The 26,496-nt window shown below is 61.8% G+C and carries 21 protein-coding genes; 12 read left to right on the top strand and 9 right to left on the bottom strand.

Annotation, left to right across the window (positions count from 1 at the left end; genetic code table 11):
- The first annotated feature begins 106 nt into the window (after nt 1–106).
- On the top strand, nt 107–961 hold the full coding sequence (locus ACZ9A3_RS01950) for a D-hexose-6-phosphate mutarotase (protein ID WP_213602304.1): 855 nt from the start codon (nt 107–109) through the stop codon (nt 959–961).
- On the opposite strand, the gene hexR is transcribed toward ACZ9A3_RS01950, so the two are convergent.
- The gene (hexR, locus tag ACZ9A3_RS01955; RefSeq protein ID WP_176794343.1) at nt 954–1,814 is read right to left on the bottom strand and encodes a DNA-binding transcriptional regulator HexR; all 861 of its coding nucleotides are present in this window, start codon (nt 1,812–1,814) and stop codon (nt 954–956) included. The two genes, ACZ9A3_RS01950 and hexR, sit on opposite strands and share 8 nt — an antisense overlap.
- Before the next feature lie 213 nt (nt 1,815–2,027).
- Between hexR and zwf the strand changes: the two genes are divergently transcribed.
- The 6 genes from zwf to ACZ9A3_RS01985 all read left to right on the top strand — a co-directional run bounded on the left by zwf (nt 2,028) and on the right by ACZ9A3_RS01985 (nt 6,562).
- Nucleotides 2,028–3,497, top strand: a complete 1,470-nt coding sequence (gene zwf / locus ACZ9A3_RS01960; protein ID WP_476252076.1) for a glucose-6-phosphate dehydrogenase — start codon at nt 2,028–2,030, stop codon at nt 3,495–3,497.
- Nucleotides 3,484–4,197 (top strand): 6-phosphogluconolactonase, encoded by a 714-nt coding sequence (gene pgl, locus ACZ9A3_RS01965; RefSeq protein ID WP_195885757.1) that lies wholly within the window; start codon nt 3,484–3,486, stop codon nt 4,195–4,197. Before zwf ends, pgl begins: the two co-directional genes overlap by 14 nt.
- Nucleotides 4,198–4,214: 17 nt before the next feature.
- The gene (locus ACZ9A3_RS01970; RefSeq protein WP_476252077.1) at nt 4,215–4,889 is read left to right on the top strand and encodes a bifunctional 4-hydroxy-2-oxoglutarate aldolase/2-dehydro-3-deoxy-phosphogluconate aldolase; all 675 of its coding nucleotides are present in this window, start codon (nt 4,215–4,217) and stop codon (nt 4,887–4,889) included.
- Between the two features lie 173 nt (nt 4,890–5,062).
- On the top strand, nt 5,063–5,479 hold the full coding sequence (locus tag ACZ9A3_RS01975; RefSeq protein ID WP_476252078.1) for a monalysin family beta-barrel pore-forming toxin: 417 nt from the start codon (nt 5,063–5,065) through the stop codon (nt 5,477–5,479).
- On the top strand, nt 5,388–5,795 hold the full coding sequence (locus tag ACZ9A3_RS01980) for a monalysin family beta-barrel pore-forming toxin (protein WP_476253310.1): 408 nt from the start codon (nt 5,388–5,390) through the stop codon (nt 5,793–5,795). The genes ACZ9A3_RS01975 and ACZ9A3_RS01980 overlap by 92 nt, the downstream gene beginning before the upstream one ends.
- Before the next feature lie 56 nt (nt 5,796–5,851).
- Nucleotides 5,852–6,562 (top strand): monalysin family beta-barrel pore-forming toxin, encoded by a 711-nt coding sequence (locus ACZ9A3_RS01985; RefSeq protein ID WP_093387031.1) that lies wholly within the window; start codon nt 5,852–5,854, stop codon nt 6,560–6,562.
- Between the two features lie 66 nt (nt 6,563–6,628).
- Here the strand turns inward: ACZ9A3_RS01985 and ACZ9A3_RS01990 are convergent, their stop codons facing one another.
- The 7 genes from ACZ9A3_RS01990 to ACZ9A3_RS02020 form a co-directional block, all read right to left on the bottom strand.
- Nucleotides 6,629–7,981 (bottom strand): hypothetical protein, encoded by a 1,353-nt coding sequence (locus tag ACZ9A3_RS01990; protein WP_476252079.1) that lies wholly within the window; start codon nt 7,979–7,981, stop codon nt 6,629–6,631.
- Between the two features lie 4 nt (nt 7,982–7,985).
- Nucleotides 7,986–9,425 carry a DUF6384 family protein gene (locus ACZ9A3_RS01995; RefSeq protein ID WP_476252080.1) on the bottom strand — a complete coding sequence of 480 codons (1,440 nt, stop codon included), beginning with the start codon at nt 9,423–9,425 and terminating at the stop codon, nt 7,986–7,988.
- Complete coding sequence (locus ACZ9A3_RS02000) at nt 9,425–10,564, bottom strand: hypothetical protein (protein WP_045196463.1); 1,140 nt, start codon at nt 10,562–10,564, stop codon at nt 9,425–9,427. The genes ACZ9A3_RS01995 and ACZ9A3_RS02000 overlap by 1 nt, the downstream gene beginning before the upstream one ends.
- A gap of 158 nt (nt 10,565–10,722) precedes the next feature.
- Nucleotides 10,723–12,396 (bottom strand): 2-isopropylmalate synthase, encoded by a 1,674-nt coding sequence (gene leuA, locus ACZ9A3_RS02005; protein ID WP_093387016.1) that lies wholly within the window; start codon nt 12,394–12,396, stop codon nt 10,723–10,725.
- Nucleotides 12,397–12,707: 311 nt separating this feature from the next.
- Entirely contained in the window at nt 12,708–13,532 is an 825-nt protein-coding gene (locus ACZ9A3_RS02010) for a M23 family metallopeptidase (protein ID WP_093387011.1), read from the bottom strand.
- A gap of 3 nt (nt 13,533–13,535) precedes the next feature.
- Complete coding sequence (xseA, locus tag ACZ9A3_RS02015; protein ID WP_258596668.1) at nt 13,536–14,915, bottom strand: exodeoxyribonuclease VII large subunit; 1,380 nt, start codon at nt 14,913–14,915, stop codon at nt 13,536–13,538.
- A 105-nt stretch (nt 14,916–15,020) separates the two neighbouring features.
- Nucleotides 15,021–15,905 carry a LysR family transcriptional regulator gene (locus ACZ9A3_RS02020; RefSeq protein ID WP_195885765.1) on the bottom strand — a complete coding sequence of 295 codons (885 nt, stop codon included), beginning with the start codon at nt 15,903–15,905 and terminating at the stop codon, nt 15,021–15,023.
- A 101-nt stretch (nt 15,906–16,006) separates the two neighbouring features.
- Between ACZ9A3_RS02020 and ACZ9A3_RS02025 the strand changes: the two genes are divergently transcribed.
- From ACZ9A3_RS02025 to guaA, 4 genes are all read left to right on the top strand, one after another.
- Complete coding sequence (locus ACZ9A3_RS02025) at nt 16,007–16,789, top strand: sulfite exporter TauE/SafE family protein (RefSeq protein WP_371128659.1); 783 nt, start codon at nt 16,007–16,009, stop codon at nt 16,787–16,789.
- An 18-nt stretch (nt 16,790–16,807) separates the two neighbouring features.
- Nucleotides 16,808–17,365 carry a sugar ABC transporter ATPase gene (locus tag ACZ9A3_RS02030; protein ID WP_401289522.1) on the top strand — a complete coding sequence of 186 codons (558 nt, stop codon included), beginning with the start codon at nt 16,808–16,810 and terminating at the stop codon, nt 17,363–17,365.
- A gap of 85 nt (nt 17,366–17,450) precedes the next feature.
- Complete coding sequence (guaB, locus tag ACZ9A3_RS02035; protein ID WP_476252081.1) at nt 17,451–18,920, top strand: IMP dehydrogenase; 1,470 nt, start codon at nt 17,451–17,453, stop codon at nt 18,918–18,920.
- 126 nt (nt 18,921–19,046) lie between these two features.
- The gene (guaA, locus tag ACZ9A3_RS02040) at nt 19,047–20,624 is read left to right on the top strand and encodes a glutamine-hydrolyzing GMP synthase (protein ID WP_476252082.1); all 1,578 of its coding nucleotides are present in this window, start codon (nt 19,047–19,049) and stop codon (nt 20,622–20,624) included.
- Nucleotides 20,625–20,689: 65 nt separating this feature from the next.
- Here the strand turns inward: guaA and ACZ9A3_RS02045 are convergent, their stop codons facing one another.
- On the bottom strand, nt 20,690–23,617 hold the full coding sequence (locus tag ACZ9A3_RS02045) for a membrane-targeted effector domain-containing toxin (protein ID WP_476252083.1): 2,928 nt from the start codon (nt 23,615–23,617) through the stop codon (nt 20,690–20,692).
- Between the two features lie 210 nt (nt 23,618–23,827).
- Here ACZ9A3_RS02045 and ACZ9A3_RS02050 point away from each other — a divergent pair, with 210 nt between their 5' ends.
- Nucleotides 23,828–26,443, top strand: a complete 2,616-nt coding sequence (locus ACZ9A3_RS02050) for a dermonecrotic toxin domain-containing protein (protein ID WP_476252084.1) — start codon at nt 23,828–23,830, stop codon at nt 26,441–26,443.
- Nucleotides 26,444–26,496 lie beyond the last annotated feature (53 nt).

Here is a 26,496-nt window from a genome sequence, read left to right on the forward strand (position 1 = left end):
GTGCGGTCGATCGCTGGCAAGCCCGCTCCCACATGGATTGCGCAGAACCTGTGGGAGCGGGCTTGACCCGCGATGAGGCCCTCACTAACAACAAGAGTTTCCCGCCATGCCAGAGCACCCGCTACAACGCTTCTTCACCTCGCAGAGGCCCAGGCCGACCTTTGAGTGGGAGCGTTACCAGCAGCGCGATGTGCTGATCATCGATCACCCGCAATGCCAGGCAGTATTCAGCCGTCAGGGCGCGCAGTTATTGCACTTCCAGCCCCAGGGCGAGCGCCCCTGGCTGTGGTGTGCGGCGCAGTGGCCGCAAGTCGGCGCCATCCGCGGCGGCGTGCCGGTGTGCTGGCCCTGGTACGGCCGACACCCCAGTGAAGACATGTGGCCGGCCCATGGCTGGGCGCGCCTGCTTGACTGGAAGCTGATCGACAGCAGTGAAGACGAAGACGGCGTGACCCTCAAGTGGCGCTTGCAGCTGTGCGACTGGCAGGTCGACCTGCTGGCCAAACTGGGCAAGCGCATGGAGCTGCAGCTCAGTACCGAACACCAGGACAGCCAGCCTTGTCAGTTGAGCCATGCTCTGCTGGCCTACTGGCGTATTAGTGACGTTTCCGAGATAGCGCTGTCTGGGCTAGAAAACATTGAGGGTTACGACCGTTTGAACCGTCAGGCCTGCCGGCAGAAGGGCGCCTTGAAGGTCCATGGTGGTTGCCAGCGGGTATTCCCCAATGCGGCGACCCTGCAGTTGCACGACCCGGCCTGGCAGCGCCAGTTGTGCATCGATACCGGTGACAGCGAGGACACCGTGGTCTGGCACCCCGGCAGCCGGCCGTTGATGGGCGTCAGTGGCAGCGAAACCCTGGGCTTCGTCTGTGTCGAGGCGGCCAGCGGCAGCAGTGACAGCCTGAGCCTGGCGCCGGGTGAGCAAGCACACCTGCGGCTGCAGGCGCACTTGCTCAGTTGAGTTCGTCGTCGATCGGGTAGCGGCTGGCGTTGAGGCTTTCCTTGATCTTGCGCAGGTGCGGCTGGAAGTCGACGCCGCGGCGCAGGGTCATGCCGGTGGCCAGCACGTCGAGCACGGTCAGCTGGATGATCCGCGAAGTCATCGGCATATAGATGTCGGTGTCTTCCGGCAGCGGGATGTTCAGGCTCAGGCTGCTGGCCTTGGCCAGTGGCGAGTCGGCGGCGGTCAGGCCGAGTACCGAGGCGCCGTTTTCCCGGGCCAGGCGCGCGACTTCGACCAGCTCGCGGGTGCGTCCGGTGTAGGAGATGATCACGAACAGCTCGCCGGTGTGGGCCACCGAGGCCAGCATGCGTTGCATCAGCACATCGGCATGGGCTGACACTGCCAGGTTGAAACGGAAGAACTTGTGCTGGGCATCGAGTGCCACCGGCGCCGAGGCGCCAAGGCCGAAGAAGTGGATCTGCCGGGCCTGGATCAGCATGTCGACGGCGCGGCTGACCAGCTGTGGATCAAGTTGCTGGCAGGCACTGTCCAACGAGGCGATGGCGCTGCCGAAGATCTTTTGGGTGTAGGAGGCCGGATCATCATCGGCTTCCACCGCGCGGCTGACATAGGCGGCGCCACTGGCCAGGCTCTGCGCCAGTTGCAGCTTGAGCTCGGGGTAGCCGCTGACGCCGAACGAGCGGCAGAAGCGGTTGACCGTCGGCTCGCTGACCTTGGCGGCCTGGGCCAGGGCGGCAATGCTGAAGCGGGTGGCTTGCTGGGGGTTGAGCAGGATGACTTCGGCGACTTTGCGCTCAGCCTTGTTCAGCTCTTCGAGGCGGCCCTGGATCTGCTCCAGGAGGTTTCGCACGCGGTCCATGGGTGTTTTCCTTGGGTCGTTGAGACAGCCGGCTGGCGACAGCAGCGGGCTTTTGACACGGTGGCCTATCGTACTGATGGCATGGATGGCACACCACTTGAATCTGTCCATTGAGTAAAATGTTGTGGTTTTTACTACATTATTCCTTGAAAACTGCGATTGAAAACGGTATTTCTACGTCAACTTGATAAAAGAACCAACATCATGGCTTCGATCAGCGTTGAACCCTGCACCTTTGCCCTGTTTGGCGCCCTCGGCGACCTGGCCTTGCGCAAGCTGTTCCCGGCGCTCTACCAGCTCGACCGGGCCGGCCTGCTGCACGCCGATACCCGGGTGCTGGCCCTGGCTCGCGAGCCGGGCAGTGTCGCTGAGCACCTGGCGTCGATCGAGGCGCACCTGCAGGAGTTCGTGCCTGCCGGGCAAATAGAGGCGCCGGTACTGCAGCGCTTTCTCGCCCGCCTTAGCTACCTGCACGTGGACTTTCTCAAAGCCGAGGACTACCAGGCGCTGGCTGAGCAGGTTGGCAGCGATTGCCAGCTGATTGCCTATTTCGCCACCCCCGCGGCGGTGTATGGCGGCATCTGCGAGAACCTCGACAAAGCCGGCCTCAGCGCCCGTACCCGGGTGGTGCTGGAAAAACCCATCGGCCATGACCTGGAGTCTTCACGGCGGGTCAATGACGCCGTGGCCCAGTACTTTCCGGAAAACCGCGTTTACCGCATCGACCATTACCTGGGCAAGGAGACGGTGCAGAACCTGATTGCCCTGCGTTTTGCCAACAGCCTGTTCGAAACCCAGTGGAACCAGAACTCGATCTCCCACGTGGAGATCACCGTTGCCGAAAAGGTCGGCATCGAAGGGCGCTGGGGCTATTTCGACAAGGCCGGGCAATTGCGCGACATGATCCAGAATCACCTGCTGCAGCTGCTTTGCCTGATTGCCATGGACCCGCCCAGTGACCTCTCTGCCGACAGCATCCGCGACGAGAAGGTCAAGGTGCTCAAGGCCCTGGCGCCGATCAAGGGCGAGGGTCTGAGCACCCAGGTGGTGCGCGGCCAGTACATTGCCGGCTACAGCGAAGGCAAGCCGGTGCCCGGCTACCTGGAAGAAGACAACGCCAACGCCCAGAGCGACACCGAAACCTTCGTCGCCCTGCGTGCCGATATCCGCAACTGGCGCTGGGCGGGGGTGCCCTTCTACTTGCGCACCGGCAAGCGCATGCCGCAAAAGCTGTCGCAGATCGTCATCCACTTCAAGGAAACCCCGCACTACATCTTCGCCCCGGAACAGCGCTTACAGATCGGCAACAAGCTGATCATCCGCCTGCAGCCGGATGAAGGCATCTCGCTGCGGGTGATGACCAAGGAGCAGGGCCTGGACAAAGGCATGCAGCTGCGTAGCGGGCCCTTGCAGCTGAATTTTTCCGACACCTGGCGTAGCGCGCGGATCCCCGATGCCTACGAGCGGTTGTTGCTGGAAGTGATGCGCGGCAATCAGAACCTGTTTGTGCGCAAAGACGAAATCGAATACGCGTGGAAGTGGTGCGATCAGCTGATCGCCGGCTGGAAGCAGTCGGGCGACGCGCCCAAGCCCTATGCCGCCGGTTCCTGGGGGCCGATGAGCTCGATTGCACTGATTACCCGCGATGGGAGGTCCTGGTATGGCGATATCTGAACTGCAACTGCCGGCAAACGTCGCGGCACATGAATTCACTGCCCCTGCGCTGTTGGCCGAAGGCTTGGCCAAGGATGTGGCTGCTCGCCTGAATGCGACGATTGCCGACAAGGGCCAGGCTACCTTGGTCGTCTCCGGCGGCCGCAGCCCGGTGGCGTTCTTCGCCGCACTGCTCAAGCAGCCGCTGGACTGGTCGAAGGTACTGGTGACACTTGCCGATGAACGCTGGGTGCCAGTGGAGCATGCCGACAGCAATGCCGGCCTGCTCAAGCGCCATTTGTTGACCGGCCCTGCTGCCAAGGCGCGTTTCCTCAATCTCTACAATGCTGCTGCGAACCTTGAAGCGGCCGCATTGGAAGCCGACCAGGCCCTGGCCGAGCTTGCGGGTATCGACGTATTGGTGCTGGGCATGGGCGACGATGGCCATACCGCCTCGCTGTTCCCCAACAGCCCGAACCTTGCCGAAGGTCTTGATCCGAACAGCGCCCGCCGTTGTCTGCCGATGCTGGCGCCGAGCGTGCCGCATCAACGCCTGAGCATGACCCGCGCGCTGCTGGCGAGCGCCGGTTTTACCGCCTTGTCGGTGCAAGGCGCGGGCAAACTCGCTACCCTGCGCGCCGCACTGGCGGGCAATGACCTGGCCGAGATGCCGATTCGTGCCTTCTTACAAGACCCTCTGGATATTTACTGGTGCCCATGAGCCAAGGATCCGCCGTTATGACCACGCATGAACTGAAACAGCCGGGAGCTTCCATGGCCGACAAGATTGCCCGGATCGATCAGATCTGCACCCAGGCGCGCATTCTGCCGGTGATCACCATCGCCCGCGAAGAAGACATCCTGCCCCTGGCTGACGCCCTGGCGGCCGGTGGTATCAAGACCCTGGAAGTGACCCTGCGCTCCTCCCATGGCCTCAAGGCCATCCAGGTCCTGCGCGAGCAGCGCCCGGAGTTGTGCATCGGCGCGGGCACGGTCCTGGACCGCACCATGTTTGCCGCCGTGCAAGCGGCCGGCGCGCAGTTCGTGGTCACCCCGGGCATCACCCAGGATTTGCTCGAGGCCGGCGTCGACAGCGACATCCCGCTGCTGCCAGGCATCAGCACGCCGTCGGAAATCATGATGGGCTATGCCCTCGGCTACCGGCGCTTCAAACTGTTCCCGGCCGAAATCAGCGGCGGCGTGGCGGCGATCAAGGCCTATGGCGGGCCGTTTGGCGATGTGCGTTTCTGCCCCACCGGTGGGGTCAACCCGGGCAATGTGAAACAGTACATGGCCCTGGCCAATGTGATGTGCGTGGGTGGTACCTGGATGCTCGACAGCAGCTGGATCAACAACCGCGACTGGGCCCGTATTCAAGCCTGCAGCGCCGAGGCCCTGGCACTGCTGGACTGAAACCGAATTCGTTGTGTGCTACACGGCTTTGAGGTGCGCTTGGTCGGCGCACCTTTTTTTTTGCCGGTGATTTTTCGATGTTGCTGGCGTTGTAGGGAAGGGCGTCCGGCTGTCGTGATTGTCGACCGCGCCGTACGGTTAAGAGGCTACACGACTTTTAACTGAGGTGCGTTATGCAAGAAGAAGTACATGAAGCCATCGGCTTCCCGCTCAAGAGCGGGTCGTACGAAATTGAACGCTATCTGATTGGCGATCGAAATTTCAATCGAGGCTGCTGGGTGAGCGGGCAGTCAATCTACGGCGAAGTCAGCTTCAAAGGGCGTAAATGGCCGACCATCAGCCGGCCGGTTTTTGCCTATCTGAACTATGTTGATACGCGAGTGATACAGGCTACTGGCGATCAGAACATAGAAGTCAGCGCTGCTCAGGGGCATCACCTTTGGTTCTTCAAGGGCACGGCAAAAGACTGTTCTGTGGCGCCGGCGATTGATCAAGTCAATGCGTTTTCCAATCTTCAAACCGGGATGGATTCCGAGCAGGCCTGGGCACCTGCACGGCCGCAAAAAAAAATCGTTACTCGTCCCGGGTAGTGCGACCTACTTGGTTTATCAGGTAGCACTGGTCTATGCCCATCGCGTATTCGCTGCTGCTGACACTATCGGTGGCCTGTTCAGCTCCAATCATGCGTGCGTTGTGAGCACGGGTGGGAAAAACGACTTGATACTGCTTTCTTCGGTGGCAACCAGTCGGCTTTGTGCTCGCGAGCAGGTCCACGAGCCGGACCAGCCTCTATCCAGAGATGACCTATTCAAATTGATACTGCTCGACAAGTACTCCGCGGCTGTCAATGCCGGCGCCTGGAGTTTTGATATGGACGCCATTGACGATCCGCGAAAACGCTACTGAGCGTCAAGTGTGCTCGGACATTGCAGACACTACCCGTTACGACAAGGAATGCACCTATGACTCAGCAACCAGAAATACGCAACTTGCCCTTTAAAGAAGGCGCCTACGAAATTGATCGTTATTTATTTGCAAAAGGCGCACCCAGTTATGGCTGCTGGGTGAATGGCCTGACGGTGGAAGGTAATGTCAGTTACCTGGGGTCCACGTGGGTAGTTTTAACACGTCCTATCTTTGCTTATATGGATTACCTCAAGGCGCTGTCGAACCTAATCGATAAAGATCAGATCGTCAAAGAGACAATCAACCAGGGGTTGAGCAAAAGTTATGCGACCGCAGTCTCGAAAACCTATGGCGCCGGGGTAAAGCTGGGGGCGATCAAGTTGGGGGCTGAGATCACTGAGTCCAGCGTCTATGGTGAGACATTCTCAGAGTCCAGTTCTGTCGAGTGTTCATTGACTCTTCCCGCTCATTCGACGAACTACATGTATCAAGTCAATATGGTGTATGCACACAAGATGCTGGCTGGCGGTAAACTTAAACAGGCTGCGGACAATAATCTCGTCGATCTGGTCGTTGACGAGTTTCATCGCGTGACACGCGAGGACCTGATCTTTCTCACCTCGTTTGCCACCCAGAAAATTGTCCTGTTGCCCGACGACACTTCGATCAACCCTTACAGTTGGGAGCAGATCAAAAGGTCGGTTCTGTTTGAAGGCTACCAGCACTATAACGAAGAGCAGGGTGAAATCGGTTTCTGGGGCTTCTGACTACCTCAAAGATTGATGGCCAGCATGCCGGTCACGCCTGAAATACGGGCAAGACCGGCATAGCACTTAGAAGCTGTCGCTGGTGCTGAAGCTGCCACCACCGCTGCTGCTGGAGGTGGAGAAGTCACTGGCGCTTGAGCTCGAACTCGAACTGCTGGAGCCGGAGCTCGACCAGCTGAATGACGTAGAGCTGCTCGACGAAGAACTGCGCGGCACCAGGCGCCGACCACTTTGCAGCACGGTTTCCAGGGCGTGCAGGCTGAGGTCGCGGGTCATGTAATCGGTCAGCAGGCGCTCGATGCTCAAGGTCGTGTTGTAGGTGTAGTCGCTGTCCCGGTAATAGTCGGTGCGCAGCGCCCGCTCCAGTTCCTTGGCTCGCTCATAATTGTGCAGGGCGCGGTCATGCTCCTCGCGCAGCTTCGGCAAACGGTCCTGGACGTCACGCAGGCGCGGGTACAGTTCCTTGAGCTGGGCGGCGATCTTGTCGTCGTTGCTGTCCGGGGTCTTTTGTACTTCGACCAGCAGTTGCTCGATGGTTTGCGCCTGCAGGCGCTCGGTGATGTTCTGGCGGATGCGCAGGTAATGCGGGTCCTGCTTGCCGGCAAAATTGGCCAGTTTCAGGTGCTGCTCGTTGGCCCGGGCCTTGGCGGCGGCGATGTGCTTGTTCAGGGTGACGTCTTCGCGGCTCAGCGGGTCCATGCCCGCCGCGGTGCGCGCCTGGGCAAGTTGCTTCTCGACCGCTTCCTGCAACCCGGCTATCAGGCTCAGGCGCTCACCTTGCAGCTCTTCGTTGCGGGTCTGCATGGCCCGCAGGATCAGCTCGTTGTTGCGGTTACCGGCAAAGTTGACGCGCTTGGCCAGCGTGTTGTCGAGCCAGCGGTGGAGAAAGTTGTGGCGGTACTGCTCAGTGCCGTAGTCGCGCTTGAGCAGGTGGTAGTAGATCGGGTTGGCGCTGTACGAAGGCAGCTTGTCGACGCACTCCTGGCGGATTTCCTGGTAGCCGGTATTGGCTTCAGTGTTGGCCTCTTGCGCGGCCAGCAACTGCTCGCCCAGCTCACACCAGGCAGGTTCGAGCGCCAGTTGCTGCTTGACCTGGCGGTCGATGCTTTCAATCTGGCTGCGCACCGCGTGCTGGGCGGCCAGCGACTCGGCGATATCGGTTTCGAGCCGGGCAAGTTCGGCGCGCAGTTGCGCTTCGGCGTCCTGGCGGGCTTGCAGTTGTTGCAGGGTGTCCTGATCGAGGGCCGGGCGATGTTCAAGCTTGAGCGTGGCGATGTTACTTAGACGGGTGAGGATGTCCTGCTCCAGGCGCGCTTCCTGGTCGCTCAGGGCCGACAGCAGTTGCTCGGCGCTGCGCAGCAAGGCCTCGCAACTGCGAGCGTTCTGCGCCACGTTGCCGGTGAGGGTAGAAGGGGTCATGTGTTCACCAGTCCATGATCATGTCAGGGTTGCCCGTGGTGCGCTGGTTGAAGCGCAGGGTCAGCGAGTTGGCAGCCTTGCTGCCCATCATGCGGTTATCGACATGGCCATCGTCGAGCTTGTCCGCTTTGACCTTGAGGTATTCGGCCTGGCTGACGCGCACGGCGAACAAACGAGTCCAGCGCTGCTTGCCGGTTTCGGCGCTGGTAACCGGCACCTCGACGCTGATGCCACCTGCGTCGGTAGCCTCGACCACCAGGAACCAGCTCTTGCCCTTGTCGGTGTCTTCGCCGCGGTTGCAGCCGGCGGGGTCGTAGCAACGTTCGACCCCGGACTTGATCCCGGTGCGGTCGACGATCTGCACAGTCAATGGCACGGCGGCAAAGTCGAGCATCTGCTTGAGGTGCTCGAGCTGATAACGGGCCTGGGGGACGTTCTGCTCATGCAGGGCATTGTTGGCTTGTGCCAGCAGCGCTTGCAGTTGCGCGCGGTCATCGGCGGCCAGCGGCATCGCTTGCAGGCGCTGCTGCAACTGATCGCGCAGGGTGCTCTGTTCGAGCCAGTAGGCGATGCGCTCGATCTCAAGATCCAGTTTGGCCACTTGCTGGCTGGCCGCTTTGAGCGTATCGCCATCGTTAACCTGCAGCAGTTGCCGGTCAGCCGATTCGGCAAGCGCCTTGAGCGTGGGGAACGGCTTCAGGCCTTCGAGGTAGGCTGGCATCGCCAGCAGCCTGGCGAGGTTATCGCGCTGCGGGTAGATACCCTCTACCGTGGTAAAGGCTGCGCGGGCTGAGGAAACGGCCTTGCGGGCCTGCTCGATCTGCGCCTCGTGCATCGTGACCAGGTTTTTGACATTGTCGCGGTTGGTCTTGTTGACGAACTGCGGCACATCGCTGGCAAAACTCTGGTCCAGCGCCGGCAAGGTTTGCCGGACCTGATCGAGGATGCGGCTGACAGCGGCATCGGGCTGGGCCTGCGCCTTTTGCTGCCACTGCCTGAGCTGCTCGTGCTTGAGCTGGATGTCAGCGCGCACGTCTTCATCATGGCGGCGCAGGTCGCGGGCGCTATTTTCGATTTCGACGGTAATGCCGCTGTCGTGGGCAATGCGCGTGCACTGGGTGATCAGTGCCGCGGCGATGATCGCCAGGACCACCTTGAACAGTTGGCTGCGCGCCATCGACGCCTTGCTCAGCAGCTTTTGCCGCCAGCTCAGCGGTGGTGCCTCGAACATCAGGCGGCGGGCGAAGAAGTCACGCACGCCTTGTTCGATCAAGGCCTCATCGAAAGCGATGTTGTGGCTTTGGTAATAGGTCCGGATGCGCGCCGCAACTTCCGCGCGGCGCTTGGGCAGGTCCAAGTGTTCCTGGACCTGCATCTGCTGGTGGCGCAATTCGTCGACGAACGCCATCGCTCCGAGCTGTTCGGAGAGTGGAATACTGCTCATCAGGCCGCCTTGCTGAGCAGTGCGGCGAACTTACGCTTGGAGTCCTCGACCGCAGCGGCGATGTCGCGCGATGCGTTGCTCGACTCGGCCCGGTAGGTTTCGGTCAGGCTGTGCATGTCGTTCTGGAACGACAGCGTGGCATCGGCCAGGGCGCGAACCGAATCGACCTTGATGGTCGAGCCGTAGCTGGCCTTGACCGCAGCTTCAAGTTGCTGGTTGCCGGTAGTGCCCAGGGCTTCGAGGCCCTTGCTGATGCCATCGGTGGTGGCATTGAGGGTATGAGTGGCTTCGGCCAGGCCGCTGTTGGCGGTGAACGAGACCGCAAGGCCGGTGAGTACCACCTCGTTGGTCGAGAAGAACGAGACCATGCGTTGGTACTGGCGCTCCTTGATCACGTGCACCTGGTTGATGCGGGCGAAGACCATCTCGGCGGTGTTGTAGCCGACCTTGAGGTCGTCGGCGATGTCCTTGACGATCTGGTAGCGCTTGTCTTCATCCTGCAGGGCGCGCACGGCTTCATCGCGGCGCAGCTCAAGGGCGGAGCGCTGGGCAGGCTCGGCCGACTCGGCTGCGGCGACTTGCTGGTTGGCTTCGTTAAGCTCGACCGTGCGCTGCTCCAGGGCCTGGCCGGCAATCGCCAGCACTTGCTGGGCCTCGACCTCGGCGGCTTTCATGGCCATGCGAAAATCCAGGTAGGACTCGAGGATCACCGTCTCGCGGCTGATCTGGTCGTTGGCCGACTTGCACACTTGCAGGTAGTTGTCGCGAATGTCGTTGAAGCGGCTGGGGATCGAGCCACGGCGTACATTCATCCACGCCAGCTTGAGTTTTTCCATGCTGTCCAGGCGCCCGTCGTCCATCCAGCCGGCCATGGCGGCGGCGTCTTCGCGGATCGAGGTAAAACTCTGGGTGATGTCCATGAAGCGGGTGGAAATGTCCATGCCCTCGATCTGCTCGCGGACCATGCTGTTGAAGGCGGTGGCTTGCTGCAGCACGGCGGCGATCGAGGTGACCTTGCTGCTGTCGTATTGCGCCACACGGTCGAGCAGTACCAGTACCGGAGCGTCCTGGACCGGACGAACGAGGTTGATGCCGATGGTGCGCAGGCCGCTCAGTGCCCGCTCGAGGTAGTTGCTCATCGAGTGTCCTTTCATGATGTGCGCGCAGCGCAAGGTAAAGCGAGGAGGGGAGTATACCGGGGGTTGCCGGCAAGCTGACCGACGATTTTTATTGCACGCAAACGAAAGTGCCCGCCTCCGGAGGGAGGCGGGCACTCGGTTGCAGCTCAGTTCAGGGCTCAGGCCGCCTTGGCTGCCTGCTGGCTCAGCGAACGGTTCAGTGCACTGAACAGCGCCTTGAAGCTCGCGGTGGTGATGTTTTCATCGATACCCACGCCGTGCACCGGACGACCACCGGCCACGCGCAGTTCGATGTAGGCCGCGGCCTTGGCGTTGGTGCCGGCGCCGATGGCGTGCTCGTTGTAGTCCATGATCTCGACGGCGACCGGCAAGCCGGCCACCAGGGCTTCAAGGGCGCCGTTGCCCTTGCCGCGCCAGTGCAGGGTGGTTTCGCCTTCACCGGCAACTTCCACTTCCACCGCGCTGTGGCCGTTCTCTTCCTGCAGGCGATGGCTGACCAGCGCGTACGGCGCGTTGGCCTGCAGGTACTCGCGGTGCAACAGCGAGTGGATCTGCTGGGCGGTCATCTCCAGGCCCAGGCGGTCGGTTTCACCCTGAACCACCTGGCTGAACTCGATCTGCATGCGCCGTGGCAGGCTGATGCCGTATTCCTGTTCGAGCAGGTAGGTGATACCGCCTTTGCCCGACTGGCTGTTGACGCGAATTACTGCCTCGTAGCTGCGGCCGATGTCGGCCGGGTCGATCGGCAGGTACGGCACTTCCCACTTGGCATCGTCTTTCTGCTGGGTGAAGCCTTTGCGGATGGCGTCCTGGTGCGAGCCGGAGAATGCGGTGTGAACCAGGTCGCCGACATACGGATGACGCGGGTGCACCGGAATCTGGTTGCACTCCTCGACCACCTTGCGCACGCCGTCGATGTCGGAGAAATCCAGCTCGGGGTCGATGCCCTGGGTGTAGAGGTTCAATGCCAGGGTCACCAGGTCGACGTTGCCGGTACGCTCGCCGTTACCGAACAGGCAACCTTCGACACGGTCGGCGCCGGCCATCAGGCCCAGCTCGGTGGCGGCCACGCCAGTACCACGGTCGTTGTGGGTGTGCAGGCTGATGATCACGCTGTCACGACGGTTGACGTTGCGGCCGAACCATTCGATCTGGTCGGCATAGATGTTCGGCGTCGAGACTTCGACGGTGGCCGGCAGGTTGAGGATGATCTTGTGTTCAGGCGTTGGGTTCCACACCTCGATCACTGCATCGCAGACTTCCTTGGCGAACTCGAGCTCGGTGGCGCTGAAGGTCTCCGGCGAGTACTGGAAGGTCCACTGGGTTTGTGGCTGCTGGGCGGCATATTTGACGAACAGCTTGGCCGCGTTCACGGCGATGTCCTTGACGCCTTGCTTGTCCTGATTGAAGACGATGCGGCGGAACGACGGGCTGGTGGCGTTGTACAGGTGGACGATGGCCTTTTTCGCCCCGCGCAGCGATTCGAAGGTGCGCGCGATCAGGTCTTCACGGGCCTGGGTCAGCACCTGGATGGTGGTGTCGTCCGGGATGTGGCCATCTTCGATCAGGGTGCGAACGAAGTCGAAGTCGGTTTGCGAAGCGGACGGGAACGAGGCTTCGATTTCTTTTACGCCAACGCTGACCAGGGTCTTCCAGAAGCGCAGTTTCTTCGCCGCATCCATGGGCTCGATCAACGACTGGTTGCCATCGCGCAGGTCCGAGCTGCACCAGATCGGCGCCTGGGTGATGGTCTTCGAAGGCCAGGTGCGGTCCGCCAGGTTGACGGTCGCAAAGGCGCTGTATTTTTTCGAAGGGTCTTTGAGCATGGTCATGAAAGCAATCCTTGAATGTGCGGCCTTGAAAGGGGCCCGCCGAACGAAAACGAGATGAAAAGGCGAGGCGACGCGATTCAGCTTGGTAGTCGTGCACTGACCAGGCAGAGGCTGCGGTGTTGACGAAGCAGGATGAGGGTCTGAAAGGTTTTCATGGCTTCAACCCTAACCAGTGGGGTTAAAGATGGCAAGCCTTGCGAGAAAATTGAGAGAAATGCTTAAAAAACCAGTTTTGTCGAGATTTTATGGCGATTTACAAATAAAAAGACCGCGCCAGTTGCGCGGTCTTTTTGAATGGCGCAAGCCAGGCCTCAGGGCTGGAAAGCGCCGATGAAGATCGCCGGATCGACCCGCGCATCATTGAGGCTGACGTTCCAGTGCATATGCGGGCCGGTGGCGCGGCCAGTCGCGCCGACGCGGCCAACCACGGCGCCGCGGCTCAGTTGCTGGCCGGGTTTCACGTCGATCTTCGACATATGGCAGAACATGCTGATAAAGCCCTGGCCGTGGTCGACAAACACCGTGTTGCCGTTGAAGAAGTAATTGCCGATGAGGATTACCTTGCCGTTGGCCGGGGTCTTGATCGGCGTGCCGGCGGGTACGGCGAAATCCAGGCCGGCGTGCGGGTTGCGTTCTTCGCCATTGAAGAAGCGGCGTACGCCGAACTTGCTCGACAGCGGGCCGTTGACCGGTTTGTCGAGGATCAGGTTGCTCGGCAGGGTGGGGCTGAAGCTGCGGTAGGCCTTGATCTGCTCGGCCAGCTCGGCGTCGATGCGCTTGAGGTCGGCAGGGTCGGGGTTGACCTGGCGTTTGTTCTTCAAGGTGATGCGCTGTTCCGGGTACTTCTTGCTGCCCACGTTGAAGCTAAGGGTACGGCTGCCCTGGGTGAGCTGCGCGGTGCCGGGCTTTTGCGTCAGTGGCAGGCCGACGATAGCCAGCCAGGTGTCCTGTTCCCTGACCACCAGCACTGGCTTGCCATCAAAGCGCGCGCTGGGTGGCGTGGCGGCCGGGCCCAGGTCGACGACGGCGACGCCGCCGGGTACCGGCTTGTTCAGTTGGCGGGTGATGTAGCTGGCCTGGGCGCTGCTGGCGAACACCAGGCACAGCAGCAACAGCGGGGCAAATAGACGCGGCATGGTTCAGTCCAGTAAAGAGAGCGTGACCGGGGTCAGGTGGTTGTCTTCGACCCGCACCTGCAACTCGCCCTCGCCCAGGCGGGCGGTCAGGCGCTGGCCGTTGTGGGTCTGGGCGGCGTTGCGGATGGCCTGGCCGCGCTCGTCGAGCAAGATACTGTAGCCACGGCCCAGGGTCGCCAGCGGGCTGACCACGTGCAGGGTCTGGACCTGCGCCTGCAGACGCTGGCGACGGTCCTTGAGGGTCTCGCGCATGGCGCGCGGCAGGCGTTCGGCGAGGCTGTCCAGGCGCTGCTTGAGCAGGGTCAGGGTGCGCCCGGGATGTTGCGCGGCCAGGCGCGTGTCCAGGCGGGCGAGGCGCTCGCGGCGCTGATTCAGGCGCTGCTCGAAGGCGCGGCGCAGGCGCATGTCCAGGTCGTCGAGGCGCTGGGCCTGCTGGCGCAGGCGCTCGCCCGGGTGGCGCAGGCGCCGGGTCAGGCTGTCCAGGCGCAGGCGATCGTGCATCAAACGGCTCTGGATGCGTAGCAGCAGGCGGCGCTTGAGGCTGTCGATGCGCCGTTGCAGGTCGCTGCTGTCCGGGGCCAGCAGTTCGGCGGCGGCAGACGGCGTCGGGGCGCGCACGTCAGCGACGAAGTCACTGATCGAGACGTCGGTTTCATGGCCGACGGCGCTGACGATCGGCGTCTGGCAGGCGGCGATGGCGCGGGCCACGGCTTCTTCGTTGAAGCACCAGAGGTCTTCCAGCGAGCCGCCACCGCGGGCCAGGATCAGCGCGTCGAAGCCGCGACTGTCGGCCAGTTGCAGGGCGCGGACAATCTGGTTGATGGCTTCGCGGCCTTGCACGGCAGTGGGGATCAGGGTCAGCTCGACCTGCGGCGCACGGCGGCGGAACACGCTGATGATGTCGCGGATCACCGCGCCGGTGGGCGAGCTGACGATGCCGATGCGCTGCGGATGAGCGGGCAGGGCGCGCTTGTTTTCGGCACTGAACAGGCCTTCGGCGCCGAGCTTTTCCTTCAGCGCTTCGAAGGCCAGGCGCAGGGCGCCGTCACCGGCCGGCTCGACAGTATCGAGGATCAGTTGATAGTCGCCACGGCCTTCGAACAGCGAGACCTTGCCGCGCACCTTGACCGCCAGACCGTCGCGCAGGGCCTGGCGCACCCGTGCGGCGTTCTGGCGGAACAATGCGCAGCGCACCTGGGCACCGCTGTCCTTGAGGGTGAAGTAGACATGACCGGAGGCCGGGCGGGCGAGGTTGGAGATCTCGCCTTCGACCCAGACATTGCGGAACACGTCTTCCAGCAGCACCCGTGCGCGGCCGTTGAGTTGGCTGACGGTCAGGACTTCGCGGTCCAGGCCGAGTCTTTCGAAGGGGTCTTTGATCATGGGCTGCATCATAAAGGAATGTTGCACAGGTGTCGGCATGTAGGAGCGGGCTTGCCCCGCGATGCGATCTGGCTGACCGTACCTGATCGCGGGGCAAGCCCGCTCCTACCGGTCCTGCATGCAGTTCAAGAATCCTTGCACCAGCGCTCCGGCATCGCGCCGATACGCCAGCGCCACGGTGCTGTTGCAGTCTTCATCGGCCAGTGTCACGAACTTCACCGTCGCCGGCGCAAGGTCCTGCATGCAGCGCGGTAGCAACGCCACCCCGAACCCGGCCTGGATCAGCTGCAGTTGTGTGGTTTTGCGCGACACCACCCGCGCAGCCCGGGGGAAGAAGCCTTCACGCGAACACAGCTGAGCAGACAGGTAGCTCAAGCCGCCACGCTGACGGTGAGGGATGGAGATAAAGGCTTCTTCATGCAACTGCGCCAGGTGCACGCTGCTTTCCCCGGCCAGCCGATGATCCTGAGCCACTGCCAGTAGCAAGGGTTCCTCGAACAGCGCCTGCACACATACGTCCTCGTGCTGACGCAGCACCGGCAGGCGCAGCAGGCCCACTTCCAGCCGACCTTCGGCCAGTTCCTCAAGCTGCGCCTCGGAGGACTGCTGGGCGATTTCCATGGACACCCCGGGGTTGTCATGCAGATAGCCACTGAGCCGCGCCAGCAACTGCCCGCTCAGCGGCACGGTGCTCGAGTGACTCAGGCGCAGGCTGCCGCGCACGCCCTGGCCGACCTCACGGGCCAGGCGCTGGGCTTTTTCCAGGTCCACCAGCAAGGTCCGCGCCCGCGGCAAAAAGGCCTGGCCCGCAGCGGTGAGGCGCGGCTGGCGGGCGGTGCGCTCGAACAGCAGGGTCTCGAGTTGCGACTCCAGCTCCTTCACTTGCCGGCTCAGCGCCGACTGGGCGATGAACAGCCGCTCGGCCGCAGCACTGAAGCTGCCGCTCTCGGCAATTTCGACGAAGTAACGCAACTGACGGGTAGAGATCATGCTGCTATGCCGTTTCAAGATGGCTTGTAAGGTAATTGCATATTAGTCGGCATGGCTTGCAGCTGGCTAAAGTTTCTACACCTCCACTGGTGAAGACCGTCATGCTTTCCACCCTGTTTGCCCAATTACCGTTTACCCCGCTCGACTGGTTGCCGATCCTGTTGGGTATTGGCGCCGCCTATGTCGTCTTCGGCATCGCCGGCTTCGGTACCGCGCTGGTGGCCGGCCCGGTGCTGATCAACTTCATGCCGCTGTCGCGGATCATTCCGTTGCTGGTGCTGCTGGATTTCGTCGCCGCCTTCGGCAACTGGTTGCCGGCGCGCAAAGACGTGGCGCGCCCGGAGCTGATGCGCCTGCTGCCATGCATGGCGCTGGGCTGCACCTTTGGCGTGGTGTTTCTGCTCAAGCTCAAGTCCGACGTGTTGCTGTTATTGATGGGGCTGTTTATCAGCGCTTATGCCCTCTACAGCTTGGCGGTGAAGGTCAGGCCGGCGCAGCTGTCGGCGGCCTGGTCGGTGCCGATGGGGACGGCGGGCGGCCTGTTCGGTGCCTTGTTCGGCAGCGGCGGCTTTCTCTATGCGCTCTACCTCAACGCCCGGTTGCCCTCCAAGGAGCAGGCGCGGGCCACCCAGAGCGCGCTGATCAGTTGCAGCACTGTGGTGCGTCTGAGCCTGTTCCTGATCGCTGGCGTATATGCCGACCTGCCGCTGTTGCTGCTGGCCTTGTGCCTGGCGCCGATGATGCTGGGCGGTGTGTACCTGGGCCGGCGCCTGACCCTGAACATGTCGCGTGAGACCTTCGTGCGCCTGGTCACCTGGCTGGTGCTGGCCAGCGGCATTGCCCTGATCGGCCGCTACCTGAGTGAGGTAAACTGGCATCTTTGAACCTGTTTGGCCGCTGTGATGACAAACCAGAGCATTATTGTCCCGAAGATTTCCACCGTCCCCGTCCATGAGGCCCGCGCCCGGGCGATCCTGCGCTGGCTGGTGCGCGAGAAAGTCATTGAGGAGCAACTGAGCACCTGCGGCAGCACCGGTAGCCGTATGGCCTATGCCATCGCCGAGGGCGCGCGCAAGGTGGTCGAGCGGCCCGAACTGCTGCCGTTCGGCCAGCCGGTCAACGGCCTCGAGGTGATCACCAAACGCTGCATCTATACCCCCACCGAAGGCTTTCTCGAAGAAGCCGGCTGCGCCGAGTGCCGCAAGGAAGTCGGCGTGGCGCTGTTCGAGAGCTTGGAAGACTGGATGCCCGGGCGCACGGAAAACTTCGTTTGCCCGCTGTGCGGCCATGAAGACGACATCAACGGCTTTCTGTTCCTGCAACCCTGTGCGTTTTCCAACCTCGGTTTCATCTTCAATAACTGGACTGCGGCGGGGTTCAGGCAGGGTTTTCTGGATAACTTCGCCGATTGGCTGGACCAGCCGGTGGCCGTGGTGCAGGTAAGCCGCGAAGGTAACTGACCGAAGGCCCATCTTTGCATTGAGCGAAGGGCACTGGATGAGTATAATGGCGCGCTTCCATTTTTCCCGCCCGGGAGCCCCCGCGATGCTGCGTATCAGCCAAGAAGCCCTGACCTTCGACGACATTCTCCTAGTGCCTGGTTATTCAGAGGTGCTACCCAATGAAGTCAGTCTCAAGACCCGTTTGACCCGTGGCATCGAGCTGAATATTCCGTTGGTTTCCGCCGCCATGGATACCGTGACCGAAGCCCGCCTGGCCATTGCCATGGCCCAGGAAGGCGGCATCGGCATCATCCACAAGAACATGACCATCGAGCAGCAAGCTGCCGAAGTGCGCAAGGTCAAGAAGTTCGAGGCTGGCGTGGTCAAGGACCCGATCACCATCGAGGCCGATGCCACGGTACGTGATCTGCTCGAACTGACCCGCCTGAACAACATCTCCGGCGTTCCGGTGCTGCACAATGGCGACCTGGTCGGCATCGTCACCTCCCGCGACATCCGTTTCGAAAACCGTCTGGACGCCACTGTCCGTGAAGTGATGACGCCTAAAGAGCGCCTGGTCACGGTCAAGGAAGGCGCCGACAAGGACGAAGCGCGCGAGCTGCTGCACAAGCACCGCATCGAGCGCGTACTGATCGTCGACGACAAGTTCGCCCTCAAAGGCATGATGACCGTCAACGACATCGAAAAAGCCAAGGCCTACCCGCTGGCCAGCAAGGACGACCAGGGTCGTCTGCGTGTTGGTGCTGCGGTCGGTACCGGTAAAGACACCGGTGATCGCGTTTCCGCACTGGTTGCTGCCGGCGTTGACGTGGTGGTGGTCGACACCGCTCACGGTCACTCCAAGGGCGTGATCGATCGCGTTCGCTGGGTAAAAGAGAACTTCCCGCAGGTTCAGGTCATCGGCGGCAACATCGCCACCGGCGCTGCGGCCAAGGCCCTGGCCGAAGCCGGCGCTGACGCAGTCAAGGTCGGTATCGGTCCGGGCTCGATCTGCACCACCCGTATCGTCGCCGGTGTCGGCGTGCCGCAGATCAGCGCCATCGCCAATGTTGCCGCGGCCCTCGAAGGCACTGGCATCCCGCTGATCGCCGATGGCGGTATCCGCTTCTCCGGTGACCTGTCCAAGGCCATCGTAGCCGGTGCCTCGGCAGTGATGATGGGTTCGATGTTCGCCGGTACCGAAGAGGCTCCGGGCGAGATCGAGCTGTTCCAGGGCCGTTCCTACAAGGCTTACCGCGGCATGGGCTCGCTGGGCGCCATGTCCCAGGCCCAGGGTTCTTCCGACCGTTACTTCCAGGACTCTTCGGCCGGTGCCGAGAAGCTGGTTCCGGAAGGTATCGAAGGCCGTGTGCCCTACAAGGGCACCCTGACCGCGATCATCCACCAGCTGATGGGCGGCCTGCGTTCCTCGATGGGTTACACCGGCAGCGCCAACATCGAAGAAATGCGCACCAAGCCCGAATTCGTGCGCATCACCGGTGCCGGCATGGCCGAGTCCCACGTGCATGACGTACAGATCACCAAAGAAGCGCCAAACTATCGGGTCGGCTAACGCCTCCAGCGGCAAGTGACAAGCTTCTAGCTCCAAGCGGTAGTTGCTCTGCAGCGGCTACCGCGTAATTCCCGAACAACTTGCGGCTTGCAGCGTGAAGCTTGCAGCTGCATCAGAGATTGAGTCATGGCCCTCGACATTCACGCTCACCGCATCCTGATCCTCGACTTCGGTTCCCAGTACACCCAGCTGATCGCTCGCCGCGTGCGCGAAATCGGCGTGTACTGCGAACTGTACCCGTTCGACATGGACGATGAAGCGATTCGCGAATTCGCCCCGCGCGGCATCATCCTCGCCGGCGGCCCCGAGTCCGTGCACGAAGCCAACAGCCCACGCGCGCCACAGGCGGTCTGGGACCTGGGCGTACCGGTATTCGGTATCTGCTACGGCATGCAGACCATGGCCGAACAGCTGGGCGGCAAGGTTGAAGGTTCCGAGCTGCGTGAGTTCGGTTATGCCCGCGTCGACGTAGTCGGCAAGAGCCGCCTGCTCGACGGCATCGAAGACCACGTTGACGCCGATGGCGTGTTCGGTCTGGATGTGTGGATGAGCCACGGTGACAAGGTCACCCGCATCCCGGAAGAATTCCACATCCTGGCCAGCACCCCGAGCTGCCCGATCGCCGGCATGGCCGACGACACCCGTGGCTACTACGGCGTGCAGTTCCACCCGGAAGTGACCCATACCAAGCAGGGCGGTCGCATTCTCTCGCGCTTCATCCTCGACATCTGCGGTTGCGAAGCGCTGTGGACCCCGTCGCACATTGCTGAAGACGCCATTGCCCAGATCCGCGCCCAGGTCGGCAGCGACAACGTCCTGCTCGGCCTGTCCGGCGGCGTTGACTCCTCGGTGGTTGCAGCGCTGCTGCACAAGGCCATCGGCGACCAGCTGACCTGCGTGTTCGTCGACAACGGCCTGCTGCGCCTGCACGAAGGCGAGCAAGTGATGGCCATGTTCGCCGAGAACATGGGCGTCAAGGTAATCCGCGCCAACGCCGAAGAGCAGTTCCTGACCAACCTGGCCGGCGAAGCTGACCCTGAGAAGAAGCGCAAGATCATCGGCCGCACCTTCATTGACGTGTTCGATGCCGAGTCGAACAAGCTGCACAACATCAAGTACCTGGCCCAGGGCACCATCTACCCGGACGTGATCGAGTCGGCTGGCGCCAAGAGCGGCAAAGCCCATGTGATCAAGTCGCACCACAACGTCGGTGGCCTGCCGGAAGAGATGAACCTCAAGCTGGTCGAGCCGCTGCGTGAGCTGTTCAAGGACGAGGTTCGTCGCCTTGGCCTGGAGCTGGGCCTGCCGTACGACATGGTCTACCGTCACCCGTTCCCGGGCCCGGGCCTGGGTGTGCGCATCCTCGGTGAAGTGAAGAAGGAATACGCCGACCTGCTGCGTCGCGCCGACCATATCTTCATCGAAGAACTGCGCAAGGCCGACTGGTACCACAAGGTCAGCCAGGCCTTCGTGGTGTTCCAGCCGGTGAAATCGGTCGGTGTGGTTGGTGACGGCCGCCGTTACGCCTGGGTCGTGGCCCTGCGTGCGGTCGAGACCATCGACTTCATGACCGCGCGTTGGGCACACCTGCCTTACGAGTTGCTGGAAACCGTCAGCGGCCGGATCATCAACGAGATCGAAGGCATCTCCCGCGTCACCTACGACGTGTCGAGCAAGCCGCCAGCGACCATCGAGTGGGAATGATCCCGCTGCGTGAACCGCTGTAGCGCTTGAAGCAAACGCCCCGACTTGTCGGGGCGTTTGTTTTTTCAGGCTTGAGTCAGGCCCGTGAGTTTGAGCGCCGAGACCAGTTCGCGCAGGTCTTTGAAGCGATGGTTGTGGACGCGGGGCCAGGGCCGGTCGATTGAGACCTGGTCCTCGGTGATGTGGATGACGGTGCGCACGATTGAGCGGTCGTTGCTGCGATGAAACAGTAGAGTCTGATCACCCTGCTGCTCGATCAAGAACATGCCGACCCGCGGCAGGCGGGTTTCGTGCAGGGTTGTCAGATCGGCTGCCCACGACCCCGGAGTTACGATGCGCAGCACCAGGTCATTCTTGACGAAGCGTGGCGCCTGGCCTTTGGACAGGTCGCCAAACCTGCCTTCATCGACAAACAGGCCGACGGTGGTCCCTGCTTCGGCATCGGCTACCCGCAGGCCAATTGCCTGGTTCAACTCACTGAGCCCTGGCACCTGCTCGAAGGTGTTGGCGTGGGACTCTCCTACCAGCGCAATCCAGCGCCCCGGGCTTTGCTGTTCTACAGCACTGATGATTGAAGTGGCATAGCGATTCATCATTTGGATGCGCAGGGTGCCCTCCGGGTCTGCCAGGCCCGTCTGACGGTAGCTGGCCATGCAGTCGATGGCCTGGATGCGCAGGTGGTTGCGCTGGGCGGCCTTGACCAGGTTGAGGAAAGTGAACTGGCCTGACGGGTCGGTTCCGAACCCGCTATCGAGGCTTTTCAAGTACTTGTTCAAGCCCGGGGGCATCTTCCCGGTGCGCATGAAAATGTCCAGGTCGGCCTGATGGAAGTCGGTCAGCAGATGTTCCATGTACAGCGTGCGGACTTTCTGCTTGGCTAGCACCTCCATGTTCTCGATCAGGAACTTCTTGCTCGCAATCGAGCTGTGACGCTCGCCAATCACCAAACCTTCGGCGCGCTGAAACACCTCCTGGAAAATCGATTTGGGCGTGGCGCTGGCCGCCAGCGTGGGAATCTCTACTCGGGGCTGCACCTGCACTGTACGAAAATACGAGCGGCTTTCCTCCGCTAATTGCGTGCGTATCCGGGTGAATGATTCGGCGGCAGCGTTGAGTTCGGGATCGTTCATGACGATATAGCCTTTGAGTAACTGATCGCCCGGGTTGTTGGCGGCGCTCTCCAGCTTCGCGCGTAACTCGACCGGTACTTCATAGGGCGATAGGGGCAGTACGACGGGTGTTTGCGCTGCCGCGCTGGACCCCCAGGGATGTTTGCTCCAGAACTTGCCACCCCCTTGCAGGCCGGGCTTGGGCAGCAGTTCCCACTGGCCATTGGCGTTGAGCCTCACGGGCTGGCTGCGGTAGAACGCGTACGGGTTCTGTTCATCGATGATCACCCAGGTTTTCATTTCGCCAACGTAGCGCACCGCATAAGGATCACCGTTGAGGGTGATGTAGGTCTGGCCATCGAGCAGATAGGTGCCGCGCAGGTTGCCTTCCAGTTGTGGGCGTTGCCCATCGACAATCACGTTGGCAATCGGCTGCTCCAGGGGCAGATCGATTATCTCTGGCAGGGGACGGGCTTCACTGGCGAAGGGCGGTCGAGGTGTGCGTATGCCGCTGGCGCTGCGTTCGGCTTCAAGTGGATCAACTACTTCAGCGACTTCGGCGGCTGCGCCGACGCCAAATACCAGGGTGGCGTCGAAGGCGGCACTGACTGCGCTGACGATGGCGCCAGTGACACCGGCCTTGCGTTCTGCGGTGGTGTCGCCGTTCACCGCCTGGTCGATGTTCAGTCCCAGGCTGGCCAGGTCCGCACCGACCACTGCCAAAGCCACTGGCCAACACACTGCACCGATGACACCAAAGGTGTTGGTAAAGGCATTGAGGTAACCGATCCACATCTGTTTGCGCAGTTCGCTGTTCGAGCGCAGCGCCGTGTCGGCGTCGGCATACATGCGTTCGCGGGCCTGGTCGCGCAGGTAGCTGAACAGATCTCCGGCGATTGGCCGGTCGAGCTGATTGATCAACGAATGGTCAGCATGACCGTAACTGGATACCAGTAGCTCGATAAGGCTGTTCAGGCCGACGCCCGAGCCCCGTGGCGGGTGGACCGACAACGGGAAGTGCGATTCGAAGCGCGCCCGGCTGGCCAGGTCGGTACAGGCCTGTTGCAGCACCCAGATGTGCAGGTCGTTGTTGGTTTCGAAGCTGTGCAGGGCGGTTGTTTCTCCGGGCATATAGACAAACTGATGACCTTCAGGGGAGACAATGCGCACGATGTCGCTGGCCAGGTAGCCGCCTATGTCGAAGGCCCGAACACTCCAGCCCTGCGCCGCCTGCACCTGATCTGCCAGTTGCTTGCGGGTGATCGGGGCACGCAAGTCGCCTGCCACTGCCTTGAAGATCGCCTGGCAGTGCTGCGGGTACAGCACGCCGCTTTGATAGTCCTCATACGCCTTGGCGAGGAAGTTGACCTTGGCCATCAGGCGAAAATCATCGGCATGGGCTTGCCAGAAGGCATCGAGCCGGTGGTTGAACAGCGTGCTGAAGTCGATCTGCCAGAACTCATTGAGCACATCCTGGCCCAGCATGCGAATTTCATTGGTTTCGTTGAAAACCGGGCTGTGTGGCCCGGCTCGGTAAAAGCCACCATCCTGTTGCAGCAGATCGCTGTTGTCCTGGTCGTGGCTGTTGAAACGGCGCATGACCAACTGTGGCAAGGTCATCGATTCAAGCGGTGGGCCGTAATGCTCCCAGCCGGTGAAGCTTCGTGTACTGCTTACCGCGCCAGCGAAGCGGTTCCAGTAAATGGTGTCTGGCTCTGGAGTCTGTCCGGTGTGCTTGAGCAGCAAGTTGCGGGCAACTTCACGGGCCATTTCCCACATGTCGGGGCATTGAGTCACCAGCGTGGAGGCGATGGTGTCGAGCGCTTGCTTCTGGCCTTGGCTGGAGGTCAGCGAATCGGAATGGACATTTAATTGATAGGGCATGTGCATCTCCTTGCAGATGAATGCCCATTGAGAAAGCCTACGTCATACCTGCTGCCATAGGTATTTGTTGTTACAACGAAATGGATTTTTCTGACGTTACACCGAGCCGTTTCCCTGTCTAGCTGATGGCCGCCGGGAATACTTATGTAGTACCGCTCGCATCGACGCACGACCCAGGCTGAGGGTTTCTTGTGCAACGGAACTCATGTCATGGAACATTCGCAACCTGATGATCAGTCCACCCTGCAACTGGCGGCGGTTCGTGCGTCGCTGCGCCAGCTTGCCGAAACGGTGGTCAACGCCTTCCCGGACCTGCATGCCAGCGCCGGCGACGCAGCGGCGCAGCTGCTGGCCACACAAGCCAACCTGCACGCTGATCCGGATAGGATCTACTGGAACCGTTTCTCTCACGCTGCCAGCAACAGCCGCAGCTTTACAGGCTGGGAGCACTATGGAACACCTGATCAGTCCTTGACCTTGACCGAACTGGTCATGCGCCGCTTTCGCGTCAGTGACCAGGACAATGCCGACCTGCTGCTGTTGTACGGCGGTTTCTACACCGAGGGAGCAGAGGCGAGGCGCTTCGATGAAAGCAATGAAGTGCGGCTGGACCCGCAAAAGGTCCTCAACGCCTTGTGGGAGATGGACTTTGGCGCCAGGTTCCAGCGCCAGCGAACGGCGTTCTGGGTCGAGCACGGTGCTGATGTGCGCGCGCTCAGTAAGCTCACTTACCTCGCGCAAGCGTTGCAGGCAGGCCTCGGCGGACAACTGAACGAGCAGCAGTTGCAACTGGTGTTCGACGCTGTCGGCTTTGACAGCAGCGTTGCTGCCCATCTGCAGCATTTTGAACACGTACAGCAACCTGCTGCCGGCATTCAGCTTGCGACCTTGAGCCTGGCCGGGCAGGCGTCGTCGGCGCTGGTGTGGTTGCAGGGTCCGGAGGTGCAGCATGTGCTCTATATGCCCGGTGCGGTGCCGTCGTTCCAGGCTTTCAGTAGCCAGCAGGAGCTGGCCAGATGGCTGTTTGGCTGGCTGCAGGTGGCCGTCAGCCGCGAGCAATTGTTGGCTTATTTCGCCAGTGATGCGCAGCAGGTGCAGAGGTTGCGTGAGCAACTCGCCTCTTGGGCGCAAGGCTCGGTCGAGGCTTTTGCCGCTCAGGTGCAGCGTGCGCCGATCAACGGCGAGGTCTTCACCTGGATGCGCGACAACGCCCGGCAGCACATGGAACTTGAAACCGATGCGGCCCTGCGTACCAATGCCGAACTGCGTGCGCAATTGTGGGTGGGTTACCTGGGCGTGGCCTCGCGCCTGCTGGGCGCCGTAGCGCCGGCGGGTTGGCCGTTGGCATTGCTGGCGGTGGCAACGGGCACTGCCAGTCTTGCCTTGAACGTCGAGCAGGCGGTCGATGGCGACAATCCCGAGGAGCGGCGGGCGGGTGTGCTTGGGGCGATTCTTGCCGGTGTCGAGGTCTTGCTCAACCTGCCATTCCTGCTACCGCTGGGGCGTGGCGCGGCGCAAGCGCTGGGCCAGCTTGAAAGCAACCAGATCATTGACGTACCCGAGGCTTTCAGCGGCATCAAACAAGGTGTCAGTACCCTGGCTGATGGCGCCCAGTACATCGAGCTTGAGGGCGTGCCCTATCGGGTTCGATATGACCAGGCCTTGCGTACCTGGCTGATTGTTCCTGATGACAATCCCTTTGCGTTCAATGGGGTAGTGCCCGTGCGTCTGGACGAGCAGGGGCAGTGGGGCGTGCTCGAGGCTGCCTGCCTGCGCGCAGGTGGCCAGTGCCTGGGGGGGCTGACGCCCGAGGCGCCGGCGGTGCCGGTAGATTACTCGCCCTTCGACGCTGCGCCTGGCAGCTATGAAGTCCCGGAACCGTCCCGGCCCGCTGTGCGGGAGCTCATCAGTGCAAACAATCGGCGGGCGATCGGCGGTGATTACTACGACCCCGCGTCGCCACTGATGGAGGTGCGTGACAGCCTGCAGCAGATCCGGCAGCAATTGCGCACGGATGCCGAGCGGTTTTTCACCCGGCTGACCCTGCCCAGCTTCAAGATTCACCCGCCAGCGGCCTCTATCAGCCCGCAGCGGGCATTCATCGAGCTGTTCGACGAGCATGCCGGCGTGGTCATTGGCGAATCCCACGCTTCGATCGCCAGCAAACGCTGGCTGCTGGAAAACCTCACTCCGCTGTATGCCAAGGGCGTGCGCACGCTCTATCTTGAGCACCTGATGACCGACCTGCACCAGGCGGATCTCGACCTGTTCCATCGCAGCGGGCGCATGACTACGCAATTGCGGCGCTACCTGGACCGTCTGGATCTTGGCCATCGCACCGACAGCGCCGGCCGCTATAACTTCCTGGAACTGGTGCGCAAAGCCCGGGGCAACCGAATCAGGGTGCGGGCCTTGGATTGCGTCGCCAGTTATCACCTGGAAGGCCTCGACCTGGAGCAGCCGGGTAATCCGCTGCGCCAGAAAGTCATGAACTACTATGCCAACCGGGTTATTGGCGCCACGCAAGGCGAGGCTGACGCCGGCAAATGGATCGCGCTGGTCGGCAACACCCATAGCAACCTGTACAAACGCGTGCCAGGCCTGGCCGAGCTGCGAGGGGTGCCGGGCTTGCGCCTGGTCGATGCCGGGCCGGGGCAGGCCAGCGGCATTACCCTGGATGCGGGAGAGTACTATCTGCCGAGCATGGGCAGGCCCGACGGTATCGTCCAGGGCGATTTGCGCCTGGCACTGCAGACCCAGGATCAGCCCGTTGCCTTTCGTGACGCCATCACTGCGCCGCCAGGGGTTATAAGGCCGGGAACCTAGGCCCTGCGGCAACTCTTCACTTAATATTTCTCAATTGCAGGTGTATCGTATTC

Source organism: Pseudomonas sp. TE4620 (genome assembly GCF_056279045.1).

What these genes read in the sequence shown, in the direction of transcription:
- ACZ9A3_RS01950 (WP_213602304.1), top strand. Translation starts at nt 107, where the DNA reads ATGCCAGAGCACCCGCTACAACGCTTCTTCACCTCGCAGAGGCCCAGG.
- zwf (WP_476252076.1), top strand. Translation starts at nt 2,028, where the DNA reads ATGGCTTCGATCAGCGTTGAACCCTGCACCTTTGCCCTGTTTGGCGCC.
- pgl (WP_195885757.1), top strand. Translation starts at nt 3,484, where the DNA reads ATGGCGATATCTGAACTGCAACTGCCGGCAAACGTCGCGGCACATGAA.
- ACZ9A3_RS01970 (WP_476252077.1), top strand. Translation starts at nt 4,215, where the DNA reads ATGACCACGCATGAACTGAAACAGCCGGGAGCTTCCATGGCCGACAAG.
- ACZ9A3_RS01975 (WP_476252078.1), top strand. Translation starts at nt 5,063, where the DNA reads ATGCAAGAAGAAGTACATGAAGCCATCGGCTTCCCGCTCAAGAGCGGG.
- ACZ9A3_RS01980 (WP_476253310.1), top strand. Translation starts at nt 5,388, where the DNA reads ATGCGTTTTCCAATCTTCAAACCGGGATGGATTCCGAGCAGGCCTGGG.
- ACZ9A3_RS01985 (WP_093387031.1), top strand. Translation starts at nt 5,852, where the DNA reads ATGACTCAGCAACCAGAAATACGCAACTTGCCCTTTAAAGAAGGCGCC.
- ACZ9A3_RS01990 (WP_476252079.1), bottom strand. Translation starts at nt 7,981, where the DNA reads ATGACCCCTTCTACCCTCACCGGCAACGTGGCGCAGAACGCTCGCAGT.
- ACZ9A3_RS01995 (WP_476252080.1), bottom strand. Translation starts at nt 9,425, where the DNA reads ATGAGCAGTATTCCACTCTCCGAACAGCTCGGAGCGATGGCGTTCGTC.
- ACZ9A3_RS02000 (WP_045196463.1), bottom strand. Translation starts at nt 10,564, where the DNA reads ATGAGCAACTACCTCGAGCGGGCACTGAGCGGCCTGCGCACCATCGGC.
- leuA (WP_093387016.1), bottom strand. Translation starts at nt 12,396, where the DNA reads ATGACCATGCTCAAAGACCCTTCGAAAAAATACAGCGCCTTTGCGACC.
- ACZ9A3_RS02010 (WP_093387011.1), bottom strand. Translation starts at nt 13,532, where the DNA reads ATGCCGCGTCTATTTGCCCCGCTGTTGCTGCTGTGCCTGGTGTTCGCC.
- xseA (WP_258596668.1), bottom strand. Translation starts at nt 14,915, where the DNA reads ATGATCAAAGACCCCTTCGAAAGACTCGGCCTGGACCGCGAAGTCCTG.
- ACZ9A3_RS02020 (WP_195885765.1), bottom strand. Translation starts at nt 15,905, where the DNA reads ATGATCTCTACCCGTCAGTTGCGTTACTTCGTCGAAATTGCCGAGAGC.
- ACZ9A3_RS02025 (WP_371128659.1), top strand. Translation starts at nt 16,007, where the DNA reads ATGCTTTCCACCCTGTTTGCCCAATTACCGTTTACCCCGCTCGACTGG.
- ACZ9A3_RS02030 (WP_401289522.1), top strand. Translation starts at nt 16,808, where the DNA reads ATGACAAACCAGAGCATTATTGTCCCGAAGATTTCCACCGTCCCCGTC.
- guaB (WP_476252081.1), top strand. Translation starts at nt 17,451, where the DNA reads ATGCTGCGTATCAGCCAAGAAGCCCTGACCTTCGACGACATTCTCCTA.
- guaA (WP_476252082.1), top strand. Translation starts at nt 19,047, where the DNA reads ATGGCCCTCGACATTCACGCTCACCGCATCCTGATCCTCGACTTCGGT.
- ACZ9A3_RS02045 (WP_476252083.1), bottom strand. Translation starts at nt 23,617, where the DNA reads ATGCCCTATCAATTAAATGTCCATTCCGATTCGCTGACCTCCAGCCAA.
- ACZ9A3_RS02050 (WP_476252084.1), top strand. Translation starts at nt 23,828, where the DNA reads ATGGAACATTCGCAACCTGATGATCAGTCCACCCTGCAACTGGCGGCG.